This window comes from Acinetobacter sp. UBA3106, assembly GCA_002365595.1.
GTDB lineage: Bacteria > Pseudomonadota > Gammaproteobacteria > Pseudomonadales > Moraxellaceae > Acinetobacter.
The window spans coordinates 112726-136201 of sequence record DFAM01000018.1 but is presented as its reverse complement, the minus strand read 5'-3'; the positions used below and the strand labels follow the sequence as shown (position 1 = coordinate 136201).

The 23476-nt window shown below is 41.3% G+C and carries 24 protein-coding genes; 9 read left to right on the top strand and 15 right to left on the bottom strand.

The window, feature by feature from the left end; translation table 11 throughout:
- Position 1 precedes the first annotated feature (1 nt).
- From B4C48_RS11325 to B4C48_RS11315, 3 genes are all read left to right on the top strand, one after another.
- Complete coding sequence (locus tag B4C48_RS11325) at positions 2 to 547, top strand: glutathione peroxidase (protein WP_291356542.1); 546 nt, start codon at positions 2 to 4, stop codon at positions 545 to 547.
- A 209-nt stretch (positions 548 to 756) separates the two neighbouring features.
- On the top strand, positions 757 to 1110 hold the full coding sequence (locus B4C48_RS11320) for an RcnB family protein (protein ID WP_291356540.1): 354 nt from the start codon (positions 757 to 759) through the stop codon (positions 1108 to 1110).
- A gap of 147 nt (positions 1111 to 1257) precedes the next feature.
- On the top strand, positions 1258 to 1872 hold the full coding sequence (locus tag B4C48_RS11315; protein ID WP_291356538.1) for a hypothetical protein: 615 nt from the start codon (positions 1258 to 1260) through the stop codon (positions 1870 to 1872).
- 122 nt (positions 1873 to 1994) lie between these two features.
- Here the strand turns inward: B4C48_RS11315 and B4C48_RS11310 are convergent, their stop codons facing one another.
- The 11 genes from B4C48_RS11310 to B4C48_RS11260 form a co-directional block, all read right to left on the bottom strand.
- Positions 1995 to 2297, bottom strand: coding sequence for a hypothetical protein (locus B4C48_RS11310; RefSeq protein ID WP_291356536.1), 303 nt, complete (start codon positions 2295 to 2297; stop codon positions 1995 to 1997).
- A gap of 153 nt (positions 2298 to 2450) precedes the next feature.
- A complete protein-coding gene (locus B4C48_RS11305) occupies positions 2451 to 2870 on the bottom strand; it encodes a F0F1 ATP synthase subunit epsilon (protein WP_291356534.1) in 420 nt (139 codons plus the stop codon).
- A 27-nt stretch (positions 2871 to 2897) separates the two neighbouring features.
- Positions 2898 to 4292, bottom strand: coding sequence for a F0F1 ATP synthase subunit beta (atpD, locus tag B4C48_RS11300; protein ID WP_291356532.1), 1395 nt, complete (start codon positions 4290 to 4292; stop codon positions 2898 to 2900).
- A gap of 26 nt (positions 4293 to 4318) precedes the next feature.
- Positions 4319 to 5188 carry a F0F1 ATP synthase subunit gamma gene (gene atpG, locus B4C48_RS11295; protein WP_291356530.1) on the bottom strand — a complete coding sequence of 290 codons (870 nt, stop codon included), beginning with the start codon at positions 5186 to 5188 and terminating at the stop codon, positions 4319 to 4321.
- 91 nt (positions 5189 to 5279) lie between these two features.
- Entirely contained in the window at positions 5280 to 6824 is a 1545-nt protein-coding gene (gene atpA, locus B4C48_RS11290) for a F0F1 ATP synthase subunit alpha (RefSeq protein ID WP_291356528.1), read from the bottom strand.
- A 63-nt stretch (positions 6825 to 6887) separates the two neighbouring features.
- Entirely contained in the window at positions 6888 to 7424 is a 537-nt protein-coding gene (locus tag B4C48_RS11285; RefSeq protein ID WP_291356526.1) for a F0F1 ATP synthase subunit delta, read from the bottom strand.
- A 12-nt stretch (positions 7425 to 7436) separates the two neighbouring features.
- Positions 7437 to 7907 (bottom strand): F0F1 ATP synthase subunit B, encoded by a 471-nt coding sequence (locus B4C48_RS11280; RefSeq protein ID WP_078191477.1) that lies wholly within the window; start codon positions 7905 to 7907, stop codon positions 7437 to 7439.
- Between the two features lie 38 nt (positions 7908 to 7945).
- Positions 7946 to 8191 carry a F0F1 ATP synthase subunit C gene (atpE, locus tag B4C48_RS11275; protein ID WP_000424060.1) on the bottom strand — a complete coding sequence of 82 codons (246 nt, stop codon included), beginning with the start codon at positions 8189 to 8191 and terminating at the stop codon, positions 7946 to 7948.
- Positions 8192 to 8273: 82 nt separating this feature from the next.
- Positions 8274 to 9149: a F0F1 ATP synthase subunit A gene (gene atpB / locus B4C48_RS11270; protein WP_086176476.1), complete on the bottom strand. Its 876-nt coding sequence runs from the start codon at positions 9147 to 9149 to the stop codon at positions 8274 to 8276.
- A 111-nt stretch (positions 9150 to 9260) separates the two neighbouring features.
- Entirely contained in the window at positions 9261 to 9653 is a 393-nt protein-coding gene (locus tag B4C48_RS11265; protein WP_086196642.1) for an ATP synthase subunit I, read from the bottom strand.
- Positions 9654 to 9823: 170 nt separating this feature from the next.
- Positions 9824 to 10663 (bottom strand): metal ABC transporter solute-binding protein, Zn/Mn family, encoded by an 840-nt coding sequence (locus B4C48_RS11260; RefSeq protein ID WP_291356521.1) that lies wholly within the window; start codon positions 10661 to 10663, stop codon positions 9824 to 9826.
- A gap of 141 nt (positions 10664 to 10804) precedes the next feature.
- On the opposite strand from B4C48_RS11260, the gene B4C48_RS11255 reads away from it, so the two are divergent.
- The 3 genes from B4C48_RS11255 to znuB are packed head-to-tail and all read left to right on the top strand — an operon-like array spanning position 10805 to position 12870.
- Complete coding sequence (locus B4C48_RS11255; protein WP_291356520.1) at positions 10805 to 11302, top strand: transcriptional repressor; 498 nt, start codon at positions 10805 to 10807, stop codon at positions 11300 to 11302.
- Complete coding sequence (gene znuC, locus B4C48_RS11250) at positions 11275 to 12066, top strand: zinc ABC transporter ATP-binding protein ZnuC (protein WP_291356518.1); 792 nt, start codon at positions 11275 to 11277, stop codon at positions 12064 to 12066. The genes B4C48_RS11255 and znuC overlap by 28 nt, the downstream gene beginning before the upstream one ends.
- Before the next feature lie 3 nt (positions 12067 to 12069).
- Positions 12070 to 12870, top strand: a complete 801-nt coding sequence (znuB, locus tag B4C48_RS11245) for a zinc ABC transporter permease subunit ZnuB (RefSeq protein WP_291356516.1) — start codon at positions 12070 to 12072, stop codon at positions 12868 to 12870.
- 93 nt (positions 12871 to 12963) lie between these two features.
- On the opposite strand, the gene B4C48_RS11240 is transcribed toward znuB, so the two are convergent.
- On the bottom strand, positions 12964 to 13584 hold the full coding sequence (locus B4C48_RS11240) for a LysE family transporter (RefSeq protein ID WP_291356514.1): 621 nt from the start codon (positions 13582 to 13584) through the stop codon (positions 12964 to 12966).
- Between the two features lie 163 nt (positions 13585 to 13747).
- Between B4C48_RS11240 and B4C48_RS11235 the strand changes: the two genes are divergently transcribed.
- On the top strand, positions 13748 to 14668 hold the full coding sequence (locus B4C48_RS11235) for a Dyp-type peroxidase (RefSeq protein WP_291356512.1): 921 nt from the start codon (positions 13748 to 13750) through the stop codon (positions 14666 to 14668).
- A gap of 85 nt (positions 14669 to 14753) precedes the next feature.
- Here the strand turns inward: B4C48_RS11235 and B4C48_RS11230 are convergent, their stop codons facing one another.
- Genes B4C48_RS11230 through B4C48_RS11220 form a run of 3 tightly spaced genes read right to left on the bottom strand, consistent with a single transcriptional unit; the run spans position 14754 to position 20475 of the window.
- Positions 14754 to 15479: a hypothetical protein gene (locus B4C48_RS11230; RefSeq protein ID WP_291356510.1), complete on the bottom strand. Its 726-nt coding sequence runs from the start codon at positions 15477 to 15479 to the stop codon at positions 14754 to 14756.
- 4 nt (positions 15480 to 15483) lie between these two features.
- On the bottom strand, positions 15484 to 17658 hold the full coding sequence (locus B4C48_RS11225) for a LysM peptidoglycan-binding domain-containing protein (protein WP_291356508.1): 2175 nt from the start codon (positions 17656 to 17658) through the stop codon (positions 15484 to 15486).
- Between the two features lie 15 nt (positions 17659 to 17673).
- A complete protein-coding gene (locus B4C48_RS11220) occupies positions 17674 to 20475 on the bottom strand; it encodes a type VI secretion system Vgr family protein (protein WP_291356506.1) in 2802 nt (933 codons plus the stop codon).
- A 223-nt stretch (positions 20476 to 20698) separates the two neighbouring features.
- Here B4C48_RS11220 and B4C48_RS11215 point away from each other — a divergent pair, with 223 nt between their 5' ends.
- Positions 20699 to 21853, top strand: a complete 1155-nt coding sequence (locus B4C48_RS11215; RefSeq protein WP_291356504.1) for a methionine aminotransferase — start codon at positions 20699 to 20701, stop codon at positions 21851 to 21853.
- Between the two features lie 120 nt (positions 21854 to 21973).
- Positions 21974 to 23341, top strand: coding sequence for an MATE family efflux transporter (locus B4C48_RS11210; protein ID WP_291356502.1), 1368 nt, complete (start codon positions 21974 to 21976; stop codon positions 23339 to 23341).
- Positions 23342 to 23476: the final 135 nt, after the last annotated feature.

Below are 23476 nucleotides of genomic sequence, written 5' to 3'. Positions count from 1 at the left end.
AATGAGTCAATCTGTGTATGACATTCCGGTCAAAACTATTCAAGGCACTGACACCACACTGAATCAGTATCAAGGTAAAGTTCTACTCATTGTAAATACTGCCTCTAAATGTGGTTTGACCCCACAATACGAAGGTCTGGAAAAACTTTATAAAGAAAAGAAAGACCAAGGACTGGAAATTTTAGGTTTTCCTGCCAATAATTTCCTGGCGCAGGAACCGGGCTCAGATACAGAAATTCAAGAATTCTGTTCTTTGAATTATCAAGTGGATTTTCCGCTATTTTCTAAAATTTCTGTTGCTGGTGAAGACAAACATCCGCTTTATCAAACCTTAACTCAGGCAATTCCAGAACGTATTGGTGAAGGACCTTGGTGGAAAGATCTGGTCGATTATGGCTTAACCCCAAACCAGCCGCCTGAAGTATTATGGAACTTTGAAAAATTCCTGATTAATAAACAAGGTGAAGTGGTGGCGCGTTTTGCCCCGGATATTACCGCAGATGACCCACGTATTGTTGATGCAGTGAATGCTGAACTTGCCAAGTAATTTGCAGCACCAATGTAAGCATCTACACACTCTGTAGATGCTTATTTTTTTATTATAAAACCAATAAGTTAAATAAATAAAAATTCAGTTAAATTACTTCACATTTCATCCTTTATTTTAATTATTCAACAACACTACATTCACTATCTATCAATGACTTAGGCATAGGATGAACTCATCAACCAACCGCCATATAGACAAGGTGAAGTATGAATACTCTAAACAAAGCAATTGTTTTATCATTCTCTACTGCTTTAGTTGCTGCACCTGCAATGGCCGCTCCACAAGATCATCACAGCCCATCTCATCAAGTTCAAAACTATCATAAGGCACCTGTTCAGCAGCATAAAGTTGTGCATAAAAAAGCGGTGAATCCATCGCATGACTGGAGAGTGGGTCAAAAAGTTCCCGTTCAGTACCATAGCCAAAGCTATAAAATCGACCACAAAAAGTTTAAAAAATTGAGCAAGCCCGGTAAAAACCAGCAATGGATTAAAGTGAATGGCGATTATGTGCTAACCAATGTCATGAGTCACAATATTATTAAAATTATTGCGGGTTAATATCCCACAATCTCGGTGAGAAAAGAGTGTTTCGGCACTCTTTTTTAATACCTAAAAATAAATTTGTTATCGCTTTGCAACAATCAGTTTTTTCTACACATTTCGCCCTTATATTAACAAGCACTAAAGTAAAGATATGAATTGATTATGAAAAAAATCATCCAAAATGTGATTTCTCCTTTTGTGATGTTTAGTGCGGGTCTTTTATTGATTGGTTGTGAACAGGCAAATTCACCCGATACCGATGAAACCCCAGTCTCTCAATCAAATGAAGTATCTGAACCGGTTTCTGAATCTAATTCAGCGTCAACAGAAACACCTAAGGCTGAGCTGAAGACGGGCAATATGTTTTACATTGTGCGCGATGTTGCAGACATGCAGCTTAAAGCGGGCGATTATGTTGAACAGTTGAAGCAAACCCAAAGTGAATTGCAAACAGCCATTAATGATAAAGATCAGCAGCAGTTACAGGCTACGGCTAAAAACCTGCAACAACAACTGACTGGATTTAATCAGGCATTGACTGGTTTGAACCTGAAAAGTCAGGAAATTGATTCAATTCGTCAAAATATTATGCAGGCCAACCAGCAAGTGCTGGCGACCCCACTATTAAATGGCGATGTTGATTTAAGCCAGGTTGATTTCAAGAAAATTGAAAAGCAGATGGGCAGCATCCAGATGGAAATGGTCAAACTGGCCAGTATGATGATTCCACAAGGTCAAGACGAGCCAGAGCAGAATGAACAAGAGCAAGAAAGCTAATAGTTCTTCAGCCGATTTAGACCCATTCAACTCAGCTGAATGGGTCTGATCAAGTCACCCATCCTTAAAGCTGCCTATCAATTGATCTACAGCTATCAATTCCTTTAAATCGCTTCTAAAATTTAGCTTACCTTTTGTTCACGCCAGGCTTTAAATGCCGCCTGCATGGCTTGCTGTTGTTCAGGTTTAGCTATGCGGTTTTCCATTGGGGAAAAATCCCCTTTATAAGCTGTATTAACCATAGCTTTTGTCAGTTCCTCAATACTCTTTCGACCTTGCTGTTTATAAGCTAAGACTTCTTCCTGAGTTAATACCAAGTCCCAGCAAGACACCACTGAACTCATATCCACAGCGATACTGAGATAATACTGTTCAACGTCTTGGTAAAGTTCCCAAAAATACGGTTCGTGTTCGATAAGATTCATAGAAGAAAATTTATAAATAGAATGACCTGAAATTAGTACATGAAATGAAGAAAATATATGCAACTTTAGATTTATCAATTGCGAAACTCATGCTTTTAATTCAGACATAAAAAAACCACCCTTTCGGGTGGTTTTTCAATCTCGAACCGTCTCTTATTGAGCGCGGTTTTTGATTTTGCGGATGGTTTCCAACTGAGCAGCAGTTTCTGCAAGAGCAGCCAAAGCAGCAGCAGAGTCCAAGTCGCTCTTTTGATTTGCTAGCAAAGTTTCAGCATTTTTACGTGCTTCAATAATTGCAGCTTCATCTAAGTTTTCAGCACGAACTGCAGTATCTGCAAGAACCGTGATGACATGCGGTTGAACTTCAAGTACACCACCAGATACATAGATTAATTCTTCTGTACCGTTTTCCAACAGAACGCGGATCGCGCCCGGTTGAAGCAAAGTTACCAACGGAGCATGGCCAGGCATAATACCCAACTCACCGCCAGCACCTTTAGCAATTAGCATAGTTACAGCGCCAGAGTACAAAGACTCTTTTACACTTACAACATCACATTGCATAGTCGCCATGAGAATCTCCTAAATTAGAGTAGCTAATTAAAGTTTCTCGGCTTTAGCAATAACTTCGTCAATACCACCAACCATGTAGAACGCTTGTTCTGGGATGTGATCGTATTCACCAGCTAGAAGACCTTTAAAGCCACGAATTGTTTCTTTAAGCGGTACAAGTTTACCAGGAGCACCAGTAAACACTTCAGCTACGTGGAACGGTTGAGAGAAGAAACGTTGGATTTTACGCGCACGGTAAACAGTCAACTTATCTTCTTCTGCAAGCTCGTCCATACCCAAGATCGCAATGATGTCTTTCAATTCTTTATAACGTTGAAGAACGTTTTGAACTGAACGAGCAATTTCATAATGCTCAGCACCAACTACTAATGGGTCTAACTGACGTGAAGTAGAGTCAAGTGGATCGATCGCTGGGTAAATACCAGAAGATGCGATGTCACGGCTCAATACAACAGTTGCGTCCAAGTGGGCGAATGTAGTTGCAGGCGATGGATCTGTTAAGTCATCGGCAGGTACGTATACCGCTTGGATTGACGTAATAGAACCAGACTTAGTCGATGTAATACGTTCTTGAAGAACACCCATCTCTTCTGCAAGTGTAGGCTGGTAACCTACTGCAGATGGCATACGACCTAGAAGTGCTGATACTTCAGTACCCGCTAGTGTATAACGATAGATGTTATCTACGAACAATAGTACGTCACGGCCTTTACCGTTTTCGTCTTTCTCGTCACGGAAGTACTCAGCCATAGTCAAACCAGTCAACGCTACGCGTAAACGGTTACCCGGTGGCTCGTTCATCTGACCGTAAACCATCGCTACTTTGTCAAGTACGTTAGAGTCTTTCATCTCGTGATAGAAGTCGTTACCTTCACGAGTACGCTCACCAACACCAGCAAACACAGATAAACCTGAGTGAGCTTTAGCGATGTTGTTGATCAACTCCATCATGTTTACAGTTTTACCAACACCGGCACCACCAAACAGACCAACTTTACCACCTTTCGCGAACGGGCATAGCAAGTCGATGACTTTAATACCAGTTTCTAGAAGGTCAGTAGAAGCTGCTTGTTCAGCGTAAGAAGGCGCTGCACGGTGAATTGGTAAACGTGCTTCAGTAGCAACATCACCAGCTTCATCGATAGGGCGACCCAAAACGTCCATAATACGACCAAGAGTCGCTGTACCCACAGGTACAGAGATCGGAGCGCCAGTATTAGTAACGTTCAAACCACGCTTAAGGCCTTCAGTAGAACCCATTGCAATAGTACGAACTACGCCATCACCAAGCTGTTGCTGAACTTCTAAAGTAGTTTCAGTACCATCAACATGGAGAGCGTCATAGATCTTAGGAACGCTGTTGCGTTCAAACTCGACGTCGATAACCGCGCCGATGATCTGAATGATACGACCGCTATTCATTGCTGTCTCCTCAATTCAAAATAATGTTAAACGGCAGCGGCACCACCAACGATCTCAGAAATTTCCTGAGTAATCGCGGCTTGACGCAGCTTGTTATAAATAAGTTGCAGATTCTTGATCAGTTCGCCCGCGTTATCCGTTGCAGCTTTCATTGCAACCATACGTGCAGACTGTTCACATGCGATGTTTTCAATCACACCTTGGTAAACCACAGACTCAATGTAACGAACCAACAAACCATTTAAAAGCTCTTCAGCTTCAGGTTCGTAGATGTAATCCCAACCGTATTGGCGGTTAAGACCCTTGTCTTCTTCAGCAGCTGCCAAAGGAACAAGTTGTTCGATTTTTTGGTTTTGAGTCATGGCATTGACAAAGCCGTTTGACACTAGATAAATACGATCTAACTCGCCTTTATCATAAGCGTCTAACATCACCTGTACAGAACCAGATAACTGCTCAAGACTCGGAGTGTCGCCCACCTGAGTGGTCGCACCAAGCACTTTACCGCCGTAGTTTTTAAAAAACGAAACCGCTTTTTGACCAATCAAAGCAAATTGAACTTCAATTGACTGCTCTTGTTGCTGTTGAACGTGTTTGACCACTTTCTTGAACAGGTTAATGTTCAAACCACCAGCAAGGCCGCGATCTGATGACACGATAATATAGCCAACGCGCTTAACTGGGCGTTCAACCATATAACGGTGTTTATATTCAGGGTTCGCTTGGACCAAATGAGCAATTACACGGTGCATATTTTCGGCATACGGACGGCCTTGAGCCATGCGCTCTTGCGCACGACGCATCTTAGAAGCTGCTACCATCTGCATCGCGCGAGTAATTTTCTGCGTGCTTTTGATACTAGCTACTTTGGCGCGAATTTCTTTTAAATTTGCCATACGCTTAACCTAGTATTCGAAAGCCCTTTCGAGCTTCCGAAGGTTGATTCCGTGAACCAAACCAACACTAAGTTCTCAACAATGTTGAAACTTAGTAAGTTTGAGTCGCTTTAAAGCTTTCAATACCTGATTTGAATGCTGCTTCGATATCTTTATCCCAAGCACCAGTCTCATCAATTTTTTGCATTAACGCAGCTTGTTCTGAACGGAAGTAAGAAACTAACGCCGCATCAAATGCAACGATTTTCTTAACGTCTACGTCAGCCATGTAGCCTTCGTTAGATGCGTAAATTGAAACAGCTTGGTCAGCGATTGAATATGGAGCATATTGTTTTTGCTTCATTAATTCAGTTACGCGTTGACCGTGTTCAAGTTGCTTACGAGTTGCTTCATCAAGGTCAGAAGCAAACTGAGCGAACGCTGCAAGTTCACGATATTGAGCCAAAGCGGTACGGATACCACCAGACAATTTTTTGATGATCTTAGTTTGCGCAGAACCACCAACACGAGATACAGAGATACCCGCGTTCACAGCAGGACGAATACCTGCGTTGAATAATGATGTTTCAAGGAAGATCTGACCATCAGTAATCGAAATTACGTTCGTTGGTACGAATGCAGATACGTCACCCGCTTGAGTTTCAATAATCGGCAATGCAGTTAATGAACCAGTTTGGCCTTTAACTTCACCGTTAGTGAATTTCTCAACGTAGTCAGCAGATACACGAGAAGCACGTTCAAGTAGACGACTATGAAGATAGAATACGTCACCTGGATACGCTTCACGACCTGGTGGACGGCGTAAAAGCAATGAAATTTGACGATACGCAACAGCTTGTTTAGACAAGTCATCATAAATGATAAGCGCGTCTTCACCACGGTCACGGAAGTATTCACCCATTGTACAGCCAGAGTACGGAGCTAGATACAACATTGCTGCTGGATCAGCTGCAGCTGCTGCTACAACAGTTGTATACGCCATAGCGCCAGTTTCTTCTAGCTTGCGCACTACGTTAGCGATAGTCGATTGTTTTTGACCAATTGCTACGTATACACATTTAATGCCAGAGTTTTTCTGAGCGATGATCGCATCGATCGCCATTGCTGTTTTACCAGTTTGACGGTCACCAATGATCAACTCACGTTGACCACGGCCTACAGGGATCATTGTATCTACTGATTTATAACCAGTTTGTACAGGTTGATCCACTGATTGACGCCAAATTACGCCTGGTGCTACTTTTTCAACAGCATCAGTTAATTTTGCATCAATAGGGCCTTTACCATCAATCGGGTTACCCAAAGCATCTACTACACGGCCTAAAAGTTCTGGACCAACCGGAACTTCTAATACACGACCTGTGCAACGAGCTTTTTGACCTTCTTGAAGGTTTAAGTAGTTACCTAAAACAACGACGCCCACTGAATCCTGTTCTAGGTTCAGTGCCATACCAAATAAGCCGCCGTCGAATTCGATCATTTCACCGTACATTGCATCAGCAAGGCCGTGAATACGCACAATACCGTCGGAAACCATAACAATGGTCCCTTCGTTCTTAGCGGTCGCGCTGGTGTCCAGATCGCCGATACGCTGTTTAATGAGCGCACTGATCTCGGATGGATTCAGTTGTTGCATTGCGCTATACCTCAATCTTTTTAAAGTTCAGTCTTCTTTTACGCAGTAATTTTTTATCAATAATTACGCAAGAAGACGAGTCCGCATTTTTTCAAGCTTGTTAAGCGCAGAATCATCTATCACTTGGTCGCCTGCACGAATAACTACACCAGCAATTAGCTCTGGTTTAACTTCTACAGAAACATTTACTGCAGCGTTAAAGCGTTTTTTCAACGCATCTGCAAGTAGCTGTTCTTGTGTAGAAGACAATGGGAATGCTGATTCAATCACAACATCCACAGTGTTGTTATTCTGTGATTTGAGCTGTTCGTATTCAGCTTCAATTTCAGGAAGAAGAGTCAAACGGTCATTTTCAGCAAGCAATGTCAAAAAGTTTGACACTGCTGCGGTTTGATCTTCACCTAAAACTTTAGCAAAAACACTTACCTGCTCTGCAGGAGTAAGCTCAGGGCGATTTAAGTAAGCTGAAAATGCTTCGTCTTGCACCGCAGCACTGAGCAAAGTTAATGCATTTGACCAAAAGTCAGTTGCACCTTGCTCAGAAGCGTAAGCAAATGCTGCTTTAGCGTATGGGCGTGCCAACGTCAAGAGTTCAGCCATAATCCGCCTCTCTTAAAGTTTAGCAGCCAGCTGAGTCAGCATGGCATTGTGAGCTTCTGCGTCAACTTGCTGGTTCAGAATTTTTTCTGCGCCAGTTACTGCAAGAGCAGCCACTTGTTGACGTAATTCTTCGCGAGCAGCATTGATTTCAGTATCAACAGCTTCTTTAGCCTGTTGACGAATACGCTCACCTTCAGCAGCTGCCTGAGTACGCGCTTCTTCTACCAATTGCGCACCGCGACGGTTCGCTTGTTCGATCAATTGAGCCGCTTGTGCTTTAGCTGCGTCTAATTCAGCTTTCACTTGAGCTTGCGCATCGGCAAGGTCAGCTTTCGCTTTTTCAGCAGCGTTTAAGCCATCAGCAATTTTACGCTGACGCTCACTAATCGCATTGATTAGTGGTGGCCATACAAACTTCATGCAGAATGCGACAAAAATCGCAAATGCAATCGCTTGGCCAATCAATGTGAGGTTGATATTCATTGCTATTCCTCAATGGTTTAATTTAGGAATTAAGCTGATTAACCTACAAATGGATTAGCGAAGATGAAGAACAAGCCAATACCAACACCGATCATAGGCACAGCATCAAGAAGACCCGCGATTAAGAACATACGAGTTTGAAGTTGTGGAGCCAATTCTGGTTGACGAGCAACAGCTTCAAGGAAACGGCCGCCTAAAAGACCAAAACCAATCGCAGTACCTAAAGCACCAAAAGCGATCAAGATAGCAGATGCAATTGCAACTAGACCTAAAGTGAGTTCCATGATAATTCCTCAGAGGTTAGGTTTATACCAAATAAAAGTAAAAAATTAAGCCCAACCATCCGTTGATAGTCAGGCAATACCATTAATGTTTTTCGCTAGCCATACTCAAGTATACGATAGTCAGCATCATGAAAATGAACGCTTGTAATGTAATAACAAGAATGTGGAAGATCGCCCAAGGCACAGACAACGCCCACTGGATCCAGAACGGTAATAACGCGATGAGGATGAAGATTAACTCACCTGCATACATGTTACCGAAAAGTCGTAGAGCCAATGAAACTGGACGTGCAAGGAATGTTACGAGTTCCAGAATCAAGTTCACTGGAATGAGCAACGCTTTTGCAACTGGGTTACTTGGGTTAAATGGGTTGAGTGCTAACTCGCCGACGAAACCGCCGATGCCCTTTTCACGAATGCTATAGAACAAGATAAGCACAAATACCGACAATGACATACCAAGGGTAACGTTAGGGTCAGTAGATGGAACAATCTTGAAGTAAACGTGATGCGGGTCCATACCAAATACGTTAGAACCAATAATTCCTGCAAGATGCGGGATGAAATCCACTGGAAGTAAATCCATCGCATTCATCAGGAAAATCCACACAAAAATTGTGAGGGCTAAAGGCGCAATTAAGCGTGATTTGCCATGGAAAGTGTCGCGGACACTTGAGTCAACAAACTCGATGATCATTTCGATTGCAGACTGGAACTTGGTAGGAACACCAGCGTTTGCAGCTTTCGCTACTAACCAGAACAACAAACAGAAAACCACACCGAGAGTGATAGACCAACCCATTGAATCCAAGTGAATAGCAGTGAACCCCATCTGTTGAGCTTCATCAGCAGTCTCAGCCAATTTCCAAGAACCATCCGGCATTTTGCCATAGGTTAAATTGGTCAAGTGATGCTTGATGTACTCGGTCGAAGTAAGGGCATGTTCTTCAGCAGCCATAAATCACACCTGGTCAATGTCAAATACTAAATAGAGAGAACGAACATCGCGTGCTGCCTGATATCTCGTTCTTCTCCTAAAAAACTTTTCAATTTTTTGTTGTGTTTAAACTTATTTCCGGAGTCGTGACGCCCAAAAAGGTGCGACCCACGTCATCGTCTGAACAAGTATAAATCCACAAAACAGCGCCACCGCTGACAACGGTTTGACGTTGCTTAAAATTAAAATGAAACCAACAATCACAATTGCAAACTTGCCCATCAAGCCTCTATACATGTTCGAAAGAACCTGTTTTGAAGCTCGCGCACCTGCGGCTCGAAACGATTGCCAAGAAAAATAACAACTTGCAAGCCAACACACCAACGCACCAAGTGCGGCGCTGTAAGCTGCAGTTGAGTCTTTCAGGACCCACGCTATTAAGGCTGAAACAGGGATCATGCATGCTTGTAAAATGACTAAAGCTTTCGCTAATCGTCGGTCAATCATGCGACTAGTTCGGCTCATTATTTATTCACTCACAGCAATCATGCTTGACAAGTTTAGCTGATGATCGTTTTTAATCGCAGGCATTATAGAGTTACACCCCTGAACATGCAATCTTTTCCCGACCTAAGTCGGATTTTTTAATTACATAAATCGCTTTTGAACGCATCAATAGTTGCTTAATTTTTGCATCATTTCCGTGCGTTTTGTACACACTTATAGGTTTGCTCGGCCAGTTTCTTCCATGCCTGCACGAAGTCCCCTTCCCTACCCATACTTTCATCGACAGCCTGAAAGGTTACTGGATTCAACTTCTGGTACTGGTTTTTGCTGGCATGTCCTTCTGCCAAGAGGCACATATTGCGAGCTGGACGGCTATCATTTAAATACTTGATTTGACTAATAGTGGGTGCGACATGTGGATCATCGGTCAATGCACCGGAAAATTTCAGGTTTAAAGCACGTTCTAAATATTGATAGGCATCGTGATAGGCCCAATAAGGCTTCACCGTGGCATTGCTATTATATTGTTGTGCACTGACCAACATCTCCTGAGCAAAGCGTTTGGCATTTGCCCAGTAGGCTTCTTTATGTTCGGGTAATTGCTGTGAACGCAGCGCGGCAATAAAAAAGCCGATACGTACGGCATTGTTGGGATCCAGCCAGACATGCGTATCTACCGTATTGTTCAATGCCATACCGCGAGTAGTCCGCTGAGGCAGGGTTTGCACGATACCGGAATCTAAAATTGAAATTGCTTTGGGTGTATCTGCTAATAGCTTGTTCAATGGGGCTTCATGTGCCTTACCCAGCCAGATCACCAGTGAGGCATCCATAATGGCTTTGCGATGTGCTGGGGTCAGAGTAATGTCGTGCCCAGACTGATCTGCCAGCAATAGCACGGGCTTCTCCACGCCCTGAGTAACTTCCTGAGCGATAAGATAAATTGGATGCGTAGACACTACCAGATTTTGTGTCCAGCCAATGCTACTGAATAGCGCCAGGGCACAAAATGCAAAGAAACGGTACATGAAGAAGATCACCAAATGTTCAATAAGTGTTATAATATAACAAATCGACAAAAATACCTACGTTTAATCGAAACGGGTATCGCTTCATGTTAAGATTTAATGTCGTTTTCTTTTTATAAATTTCGCACTTGAGGTTTTGCTATGAGCTTATGTTCGCACGAACATCACAATGCATTACATGGCGTACATGACCATCATAATATAGCAACACGTCTTGCCGAAGCAGAAAGTCTCTGTGCAACTACAGGTGCACGTTTAACCCCATTACGCAAAGAAGTGCTGGAACTGATTTTAAATGCGACTGGTCCAATGGGCGCCTATGATTTACTGGCTAAAATCAAGAGTGAATCTGACCGGCCTGCTGCACCACCGACCGTGTATCGCACTTTGGACTTTTTACTGGAAAAAGGTTTCATCCACCGTTTAACTTCAATTAATGCCTATATTCCTTGCTGTCATCCACGCGAAGGACATCAGGCGGCATTTTTAATCTGTACCCAGTGCAAAAATGTTAAAGAAGCGTCTGCTCAGGGTCTTTTAACACAATTAGATGAACTTTCAGCATCTGATCAATTTACTGCTCAACACAGTATTATTGAAATTTCTGGGATATGTCAGCAGTGCCGCAACAAACAGTAACCAACAATCCCCTAATTGCCCTGGATAAAATCAGTGTGCGGATTGACGACCGTGACATCTTAAAAAATGTCGATTTCACCTTACATGAACGGGAAATTGTCACGCTCATTGGTCCGAACGGGGCGGGAAAATCGACTTTAATTAAAGTGCTTTTGGGTATTGTGAAAGCCAACTCAGGCAAAATTCATAACAATAAAAAACTCAAATTTTCTTATGTGCCACAAAAGTTTAATCCTTCACATAGCCTGCCTTTACGCGTGCAAGATCTACTGGCTTTAGAACATTGTGATGCTGATATTAAAGCAGAAATTATTCGTGATACCGGCATTACCAAATTACAGGATTGTAAAGTTCAGCAACTTTCAGGCGGTGAACGGCAACGGGTGTTGTTGGCACGCGCTTTACTGCGTCGACCCGATGTACTGGTCCTGGATGAACCGATGCAAGGTCTAGACATTCAGTCTGAAGCAGAACTGTATGAATATGTCAGAAGCTTGCCGATCAAATATGGCTGTGCCGTGTTGATGGTCTCGCATGATCTGCAATGGGTCATGCAAGGGACTCATCGTGTAGTGTGTTTAAATAAACATATCTGCTGTAGCGGTTTGCCGGAAAACGTGCAGCAACATCCAGAATATCAGGCTATTTTTGGCACCAACCGGGTGTTCTATCAACATCACCATGATCACTGTGCCCATGGTGACAGTGCAACGCCATGTCAGCATGATTCTCGTCCACATATTCACCCTGAACCGGAAGCTTAAACCATGATGGAATGGTTACAACTCTTGTTACCTGCATGGACCATGGGAACGCTGTTGGTGTTTCTGACCGCTCCGCTAGGTTGTTTAATGTTATGGCGACGGATGTCTTTTTTTGCCGACACCATGGCACATGGCACTTTATTGGGTGTGGCGATTGCCGGTGCTTTAAGCTTACCTCTCTGGTTAGGGGTAAGCTTTCTGGCCTTTTTATTGGTCGCCATTTTATGGGTCCTGCATGACCCTCGACTACCCAATGATGCTTTATTGGCACTTTGTTCAGCCACCCTGCTCTGCTCGGGCTTACTGTTTATTCAACATATTCCAAGTTTAAGACCGGAACTGCTGAGCTATTTGTTTGGTGATCTGCTGCAAATTTCTTGGTCAGACTTGCCGATGTTTTCTCTGGTGATTATTGCTGCTTTAGCCGTGCTGTATAAAAACTGGAAAGCACAAATTCAGATTGCGATTGATCCTGATATGGCAGTAAGTGAAGGCGTGAATGCAAAATGGCAACGTCTGGTATTTATGTTGCTATTGGCTCTCTTTACTGTATTGGCTTTGCGTGCTGTCGGTTCATTGTTGATGGGCGCTTTACTGGTGATTCCGGCATTAACAGCGCGTTTACTGGCAAACTCACCGAAACAGATGGTGCTTTGGGCTTTTGTGATCGCTCAAATCGGAATTAGTGTAGGGTTATGGTCCAGTGCAGGTTTAGATACTTCTACCGGTTTGACGATTGTATTGACTATGGCAATTTTATTTGCGGTGATTTTTACAGTGCAGAAAGTCAAAAAACTGGCTTAATCTTTCCTTTATATCTCGATCATTTTTAAGATGCTTTTTCTTTTCTACTAAGCTCTCCCTCACCCTCTCCTATCAAGAGAGGGAAAACACTGATTACTGATGTACCAGACTCAGTAATCCAGCTGCACAACTAAACAACACAGCAAAAGTCCGATTCATATATTTCTGTTGTTTCGGCGATTTCAGTAATCGTAAAACTTTAGCTGCCAGTCCGGTATAACCGGCCATTACAATCAAATCAATTGTCACCATGGTGGCTGCCATAATCAGGTACTGAATCCATTGTGGTTTAGACAAGTCTAAAAACTGCGGTAATACTGCAAGTAAAAACACAATGGCTTTGGGGTTGCTCATATTGACCAAGAAACCATATAGAACCAGTTTAGGGATCGATTTATTCGGTTGTTCCTGTTGAATCTCAATCGACTGCGTTGGTGCTTTCCATTGCAAATAAGCCAAATACAATAAATAGCCCACCCCAAACCATTTCACCACCAGAAAAGCCCAAGGTGTGGTGGCAAAAAGTACCCCCACACCAGCGGCCACAATTCCGATTTGTAGCAATAATGCGAGTTGTAAACCTAACGCATTCCAGTAGCCACGGCGGAAGCCATAATTCAAACCACTGGACATGGATGCAATCGCCCCTGCACCCGGTGAAATACTGATGACCCAACAAGCCAGCATATACGCCAGCCAAACCTGGTAAGACATAAAATATAAGGAGATAAAAAGACCGGCCTATTATATGACTTTTCATCTTTTAAATGCTTGAAAAATTGATCATCAAAAAATAAGCATTGGACTATTCACCTTGGCAGTGATGAGGCACAATAAAGCCAGCCACGTATTTTATAAAAATTGTTAGGAGCCATGTATGACTGCCCAATCTGTAATTTTACCATTACCTTCAGATCATGCTCGGTTTATTGTTTTACGTTTGAAAGATTTAACAATTGATGAGTTAAAAGAAAAACTTGCAGATTTATTTACCACCCGTGATCGTTTAATTACCCAACACCCGAATGCGCAGATTAAAACAGGCGTCGCTTTTGGTCCTGAACTGTGGACACAATTATATAATCAAAGTCCTGTCGGTTTTAAGCAATTGCAACCGATTCAAGGCTCGTTTCAAATGCCTGTTGTTCCGGCAGACCTTCTCATTCATATTGCCAGTGCGCGTGCAGACATTTGTTTTGCATTAAGCCAGTCATTCTTTGAAGGCATTCAAGAAAAAATAGAAGTACTAGATGAACGGGTATGTTTCCGATATTTCGATGGACGTGATATTACCGGTTTTATTGATGGTACTGAAAACCCGCAGTTCCCTGATGATCGTGCCGAAGTTGCTTTATTGGGTGAAGATGCCGGTATTTTTGCCGATGGTTCATTTGTATTTGCACAGCGCTATGCCCATAACTTGGAAAAATGGAAACAATTAAAAGTCGATGCTCAAGAAAATGTGATGGGTCGAACCAAGTTAGAGTCCATTGAACTGGACGATGAAGTTAAACCTAAAAATGCTCACATTGCCCGTGTAGTGATTGAAGATGAAGAAGGCGAAGAAATGGAAATTTTACGTCATTCTCTTCCTTATGGAGAAGGTCGAGGTGACCAGGGTTTATTCTTTATTGCTTATACCAAAAACTTAAACATTATCGACCATATGTTAGAACATATGTTTGGTACAGCGGGCGATGGTATTCATGACCGTTTACTTCAATTTGTAACTCCAATGGATGGCGCTTACTACTTCGCTCCAAGTGAAGAGTTGTTGGAAGAAGTTTTGGAAGGGTGAAAATAAAAAAGCCGACGAGAGTCGGTTTTTTTTATAAAAATCCAAAATGATTGACGATTATTAATATAAATTAAAAAAACACGCTTTATTTTAATATAATTTTAGACTTATTTTTTCCTTTATAAAAAATAACTTCATAATTTTTATTAATCATAATATTATTTGAAGCATTTAGAGTAATATTCTTTACTACCCCCAAGTTATTAACTATAGCTAAATTAATAAAATTTTCTCCATTTTCTTCAGAAAATGGAGAAATCACAATTAATAACCCATTATTTGACTCAGGCAAGACTACAGATGATCCGAAACTACTATTTAAAAAATTATAAACCTTAGACAATTCTGAAACATTAATCAAATTAATTTTTCTACAACTATTTTTATCACTTTTCAAGATACATTTTGAATGATTATCTGAGTTATAAGGAAGAGAAGTTATTAAAAATCCATCATCATTTTTTTTCAAATTATTTTTTTTACTATAAGTTTTAGAAATGTCTTTTATTCTTAAAATATATTCATCTCTTAAACATTGTTCTTTAGCTAAGGCTGCACCCTCTCCCATAGAGTATCTAATCTTACTTTCACAAGTATTTCTAATTTTACCCTTCCAATCTTTGTAATCACTTTTTTTACTATTATTTAAATTATCAAGTTTATTTAAAAGTTTTTTATTTTCTTCTAAAACACATTGAAGACTCTCATTAACATTTGAAAAATTACAATCTAATATTTTGTTTTCTGCACAAGTGATATTTGAAAAGCTTAAAACAAAAACTATTATAAATTTATTAAAATATTTAATCATTACTTTAAATTCCTTTAAAATTTTCAGGCAAAACAATTTTAAATGGTTTTGGTATATACTTCCTTAGCTCTTCTACCGTACCATGTGCATGAATAGCTTTACCATTACCGAATATTAACCCCTCTTTTTCTGCCTGATCATGAAAATTATTTACCCATGTTTTTCTATTATATTCATCAGAATAATATTTATTAGCATAATTTAAATGCTCACCTATTATTGATTTCTTTCCTTTAGCTCTCTCTATTAAATAAGTGTTAACAAAATTTCTAATTCTTGCGCTAACTGCAGACATGGGCATTTTTTGTACTAAACCATAAGGCTTTAAATTTTGTGGACCAGTAATTTTCGAAAATTGTCTATGTGCATTCACTACACTTCTTACTGAACTCCCCCAGACACCAGATTTTACTCGATTTAAAATCGTATCTACAACACCAGCTGCTTGCTCATAAAAATATTTTTCTGTCTTAAATTTAATTATCTCAGTTTCAGTTACTTTCATAATATCAATAATATCTTGTTCTGAAAGATCAAGTTTATCCATTATTTTTTCTGAAGGTGATCTATCTGAAAGATTAATAATGCCTGAACAGCTAAATAAAGACTCTTTCTTCATTTTTAATATATTTCTTCTGAACAATTCTCCATTTAAATCAGATATATTATTTTTAAAATATATATCTTCTCTATATATAGAGAAAAATCTTGTAACATCAAAATGCACCCATGTGTCTGCTCCTAAAGAACCATTATTAAATTTTTTTGGTTCTAAATATATTTTATTATCAATCCTTTGCTCTGAAGCTTTCATTTTTGATATAAAAATACTTTTTCTAATAAATTCCATATCTGACTCAGCTTTAGTTCTTTTCCCATTTTTATTAACATGTATATCTAAAGCCAAACCCATATGGTTTACCGTAGTCCTTCCTTTTTTCTTGTTATCCTCTATACATCTATAGCCAGATTCGATATAAGCTACTTCAAGGTTTTTAGATTTAAATTCATTTTTTAAATAAAAATTTAATGCTTTTAATATCCATATTAAAGATCTATGTAATCCAGGATATTCATTGGCAGTATTTAAACCAGACTTTACACCTCTTCTATTATTACCATAGCCTGAACATTGTCCACAAGGACAACTAGCTTTAGCCATAAAATTTGAAATTGGGTACTCATAGTAAAATTTATCTAAAGCAGCTAAAACACTTCCGCATATTTTTCCAGTTTCAGGAACTCCCATGTAATCTCTTTGGAACTGCTTAATGCATTCGACAGTTAAGGGAGTAAACTCATCTGTAGGCAAAGCTCCCCCAAACCCCGCTAACCTAATATTAACTTCTCTAATTAATTCACTTTTACCTTGCGAAATACATTGAGGATTCTTTTCACACAAATTAGTAGTATTAGTTTTAGGGGTTCCACCTTCTTGGCTACGGCCCTCTTTGAAATCAATTTTTACCGCTTCTGAAAGTGTTTTTTTTCCTTCTTCATACCATTCATTAAGTTGACCTAACGCTTTCTTTTGGTATTCTTCAAATATAACAGCAGTGCCTTTATTAGTCGTAGTAGGAATTCCCTTATCAATCTTTTTATCTTCTTTTTTACTTTCTTCTATTTGTTGTAATTGAGTCTTCTGAGAATTATCTTTTTGAGAATTCGATTTTCTCTCAGTGCTAGTATTATTGCCTGTAGCAGGCATATTAACCGGAAGCTTAATTATCTGCCCTATACTAATTTTATTAGTATCTTTTATTCCATTCAGCCTTTCCAGCATTCGAACCGTTGTATGATGCTGCTGCGCAATAGAAGATAAGGTTTCACCCTTTTTAACCGTATGTGTTTTACGCTTATAACTCCCCTGACTTCCTTTATTCTCTACTGTTTTCAAGTCTAAAAGAATTTTAGGACTGATCACTGTGACCAATATACGGTCTTTCGACATGGTGAATGTCTGGACTTTTTTCATGCCTCCGCCAAAAAGGCTTTTAATATATATATCTAGAACTGTTCCTTTATCCCTTTGAATTTCATAAATACATCCCTTAGAATTAGTAGAGCCGTGTACTACATGCTGGCCTGTTGTACTGTTTTTAACCTCATATTGGACTTTAGAAATCGGATTGCCTAACAGATCTAAAATTTGTACTGTTGCTAAAGACTTATTCTTCATTTTTCTTTTTATACCCTATTTATTATTATGTTCTATCCAATCATCTATGTCGTAGCCTTGGACACTTAATCCCCAGTCCTCATCTAAGCCCACCAAGACTTCCACTTTAGAAGGGTCTGATGTAGTAATTTTGCCAGTACGGCCATGCTCATCAAGCTGACCTAAAACATACGAATTCGTGTCGGGAATAAAAGCTTTATAGCGTAGTGAACTGAAATCAGACTGCCAAAATAAATCATATACATCCAGCCTATTACTATAGAAAGCGTTATTGGGAAGCTGAGGTACCTCATACGCCACCTTCCCTCCTCCTACAAAACTATGCTGCCCCGCCTTACTTTCAAACTTGCCACCCGTGGTCGTAAAAATACCATCACCATTAATTTTTAATTGTGAACCGCCAGCAGTCAGTACAATCTCTTTAGGGCTAGTTATTTCAATCTTATCTTCGGTCGAAATCAGCTTAACAACCTTACGGGCTATGGCTTCAATGGCATCATCCTGTGCTTGTAATTCAACCTTTCCTTTTCCTGCATATAACTTTGCTCCTTCTTGTGCGGCAAAAAGACTAATTTTCTGACTGGCATGTCCAATCAAAGACTTCTGTGTACTGAAGTTAATACTCTCTCCCGCACTATGATGAATCTGTTGATCTGCTGAAATATGAATATCCTTATTTGTTGCAAGGGCAATCGAATGAGGCGCAGCCAATAGCATTAAAGCCTGTTTAAAACTGTCTGCTTGTTCTTTTTCCCCACTTTCAATTTGCTCAAGAAAAACCTTCAACTGTTCTAAAACGTCTAAGGGATCTGTTAGCTGATTCTTTGCGATTTGGCTCAATGCCTGAGCATTATTCATACTTGATTGCAGTTGAGCTTTTGCCTCATTTGTACTGAGATGATGACCATTGGCTTGATCCTGAGGATAGGTCGAAATCAGTAAGCCTTTACCCGCCCTAACAGCACCCCAGTGGTCTGTTCTTAATTCAAAGCCTTCACCACGGCCCTCACTGGTTTCTTGATCTTTAGGATGACTCAAATTGCCCAAATTCAGCTGACTGGTACCATGGCTACTCTGTAACTGGGTACTGATCTGATCGCGAGTATCATCAAAACGTAATTGGTTAAAACCGGTTCCATCCACTTCTTGCGAGCGGATACCGCTGAGCTTTTTAGTCTCCGGTAACTGACCTTTCAGATCGAATTTAGTCTGATGGCGTTCTGCTTCATGAATCCGCCCCACCACGAAAGGCCGATCCACGTCCCCCTCAAAAAAGTCAATTACCACAATTTCACCAATCCGCGGATGAAAACGTGCACCATACCCTTCACCTGCCCAAGGGGTTAACACATCTACCCAAGCAGAATCGCTGTCATTGTCATTACTTCCCGCTCCACCATCATGACTATGATCATCGCTACGAGTAAACAAGAAGCGTACTTTGATGCGTCCCCAGGCATCTACAAAAATGCTCTCCCCTTCAGGACCTACCACTCTGGCCCGTTGTGGATAAGCAGGAGGTCGATGTACCAAAGGATGATATTCAGGAACTACAGCAATATTGCGCCGTACCAGATATAACTTATTACCCTGTCGCTCTTCCCCTAAATTTTGCCAACGACTTAAGCTGAGCAATGTTTCTAACTGACGCAGCATGTCTTTAGGCAAATTATTCTGGTTATAAAAAGATTTACCCAAAATCAGGAATTCTTTATCTGAACCTGAATGCAGATCAATTTCCGGATGATCAAGCAATTCAAACCAGTAACCGACATGCGCATCCCGTACGCTACTCTGGGCCGTAAAATATTTGGAATGCAAATCTTGATATTGCGATAACTGCTGATTGAATTTATCTAACTGTTGGCTGCCTGAAACCGTACTTTGATCAGCACCGGTTAAATCCGAAGTCCAAGCCGGGCTGATGCTCCAGGCCTGCTCTAAACTTAAGGTTTCATTGTCGTGCAGATCAGTATGCTGATGATTGCTTAACCTGATATTGGCTTGGTCCTGAGACAGACTGTTGGCTTGCCAGCGTTGCACCTGAATTGCGGTTGACTGCAAATGACGCTCAGCAATAAAACTGGTAATGCTATCGAATTGCTCTGTAGCATGACTACGGTGAAAGCGGATCGATCTTCTGCTTAAAGCACCGTATTGAGAATTTTCATCAATTAAGCGTAATTTCTGTGGCTGTATGGCAGCTGATGACGTCGCTACAACCTGTTCCGCTTGATCAATCAGCCAGTTAATGCCCTCACTACGCCATAGTCGGGTTAAAAATTCGTAGTCGGTTTCATTGGCCTGCATCACAAAAGGACGCACATCATATTCTCTGCTCAAACCTTGAGTATTTAAACTTAAGCTGGCTGCAAACAAGACACTTTTCGTTTGCCATTCCTTAAACAGGATTTCACTGATATCCCGTACACTTTTGTTCATAAATACGCGACTGTTCCGGCGTTTGTGCCAGAGCGCAGTCGCATCTTCAACAGTCAGTTTATATAGAGTGAGTGCACCGTCACTTTGACCTTGGCTGGCTCCCGTGATGATGCCGGTGATTCGAGATAGCTGGCCTGCATCGGTTACCTGATCAACTGCCACTTGGCCGCCAATAAATTGTTTTAGCGGAATATGTGCGTTGGTCGACAAGCAAATCAGTTCAGCCTTAAGCCCCTGATTGATGCGATGTTGCCCTTCAATGCGTTGAATAAAAACCTGGGAATTCAGCACTTGATGAGAAAATTGGATATGTAGGGCACGCTTTTGCAAACCTAAGCCCATCCCCTCCATAACAGTATGGATATTTTTAAACATGATCATTTATTGTTGTTATAGCTTTATTTTAATTTGAGACGCATTCTAGAAAATGTTGTTTTTTTCGTCTAGTAGGTTTTTTGTTAATTTTATCTCTTAGCACTATTCAGTTAAATGAATGAAATTAGTTAAAAAAGTGCAGAGCTTTAGCTCATCCTTTGATTCTGCTGGAAGACGCTTGCTGTTAAACTGGAAAGCATAAGAATATTGAAGAGTTCGGGTCATGATTGAGATTCATTCCAAACTACCGGCACAGGGTGTCACTATTTTCAGCGTAATGACAGCGATGGCACAGCGTCTGAATGCCTTAAATCTTTCTCAAGGTTTTCCCGATTTTGCCGCTCCTCCGGCACTACTTAAAGCCTTAAGCCAAGCCACTCTGGATGGTTTTAACCAGTATGCACCTGGTGATGGCTTAATTTCCTTGCGTGAACAATTGGCCCAGCAATTTTTAAAACGCGATCAACTGGTGATTGATCCGCTGACTGAAATCACCATTACGCCTGGGGCCACCCTGACTATTTTTGTTGCCATTCAAGCCCTGATTCATGCCGGTGATGAAGTGATTATCTTTGATCCCTGCTACGACAGTTATGGACCAAGCGTGCAGCTGGTGGGCGGCAAAGCGGTTCATATTGCCTTAACTGCGCCCGAGTTTTCCGTGGACTGGAACCGGGTGAAAGATGCCATCAACGATAACACCCGGATGATCGTTGTAAATACCCCGCACAATCCAAGCGGTGCCATCTGGTCACGTCAGGACTGGTTAAATTTAATTGACTTGATTCGGGATAAAAATATTGTGGTGCTGTCCGATGAAGTCTATGAACATCTGGTCTTTGATGGTCAAAAGCACTATTCGGCGCTGTCTTTCCCTGAATTGCGTGACCGCAGCATTGTGGTCGGTTCCTTTGGTAAAACCTTCCATGTCACTGGCTGGAAAACCGGTTATTGTGTGGCCTCACCAGAACTGATGAAAATATTTCGCCAGATTTACCAATTTGTCAGCTTCTGCGGCGTGACGCCGGTACAAATGGCCCTGGCCACTTTTATGCAACAGCATCCTGAGCATATTGAAGGGCTTGCAGACTTTTATCAGGATAAGCGTGACCTGTTTAATTCCGGCCTGCGTAATTCACGCTTTCATTTTACTCCGTCACAGGGCACCTATTTTCAGAACCTGAATTATAGTGCTATTCGGCCCGACCTGGATGATGTCGAGATGTGTAAATTCCTGGCTGAACAGCACGGGATTGCCGCTATTCCAATATCAGTATTTTATCAGCGCCCACCAGAAAATTTACGTTTAATCCGTTTCTGTTTTGCCAAAAAAGATGAAACGCTAGAACAGGCTACTGCCATTTTATCTGCGGTATAAACTTATAATTTTCCATAAAAACTCAGCCTCAGTTACCTAAAAGCTAAGGCTATTTTAAGCTAATTCAGCTAGGGTTAGCTTAAATCTGAAAATGATAAAAATATCTTTACAGGATGTTCCATGCCTCAACATCAATCACTGCTCACTCAACAGAAATTATGGAAAACCTTTTTAATTTTCCTGTTGCCGTTGATTGCGACCAATATTTTGCAAAATCTTTCAGGAACGATTAATACCGTTTTTGTTGGGCAAATGATGGGGGTAAATGCCATTGCAGCAGTGGCTGTGTTCTTCCCGATTTTGTTCTGTCTGATGGCTTTCGTGATTGGTCTCTCAGCAGGCGCAACCGTATTGGTTGGACAGGCGTGGGGGGCGAAAAATGTTGAAAAAGTCCGCTGTGTAGTCGGTTCAACCCTGTTTATGACTTTAATTGGCGGCAGTATCATTGCCCTGTTGGGGGTGATTTTTGCTGAACATATCTTGCTTGCCTTAGGCACAGATCCTGACGTCATGCACCTGTCCCTGCCTTATGTACAGTGGATGCTTGCTGGTAGTCCATTGCTGTTTATCTATATTATTTATACTTCCATTTTACGCGGTGTCGGTGACAGCACCACCCCGCTGATTGCATCCGGCATGACCATTCTGATTGGCGTATTCATTACCCCGGTACTGATTGCAGGATATTTTGGCTTTCCGAAAATGGGCATTGTCGCGCCTGCCATTGCCACCATTGTCGGTTACCTTGCGGTACTGATCTTTTTAGCCGTGTACTTAAATAAAAAAGATCATCCGCTCAAGCCTGACCGTCATTTGCTCAGCCATATTCGTCATCAACGCGAACTCAGTATAATCATTCTGCGACTCGGCATTCCAACTGGGGTTCAAATGGTGACGACATCCGTTGCAGGCTTGGTCATTGTCGGCTTGGTGAATCGTTACGGTTCGCATGCCACTGCAGCTTATGGTGCCGTCAATCAGGTGCTGAATTACATTCAATTTCCCGCCCTGTCTATATCTATTGCCGCGTCGATTTTTGCCGCACAAGCGATTGGGGCCGGAAAATCGGATCTACTCAACAGAGTTACGCGTACGGCGCTCGTTATGAATATCGTCATTACCGGTGGGTTAGTGGCATTAGCCTATTTATTCTCAAAATATCTGATGGCACTGTTTATCACCGACCCGACGGTGGTTGTACTGGGACAGCAACTGTTATTTATTGTGTTGTGGTCCATCCTGTTCTTTGGCGCCAGTGCCATTTTTGCTTCCATCATGCGTGCCAGCGGTACGGTAACCCTACCGATGCTGATTAATATTGCCGCAATTTTATTGATTGAAGTGCCCTGTGCCTACCTGTTTAGCCGATGGTGGGGCTTGCAAGGCATCTGGTATGCTTATGCCCTGGCCTTTGTCTGCTTATGTATTCTACAAGGGCTGTATTATCAGTTTGTCTGGAAGAAAAAAACTGTAAAAGCTTTAATTTAGAAAATGTCAGTCGTTTAAAAGAAGTGATAAAAGTGCAGGCTGGCGTTGGATCAGCTTATCCCATATTCCTTATAAGGATTTAATTTTATCGTATTTTTCAAGCTTTTGATTCCTTGTTATAAATCTGTTGAAAAT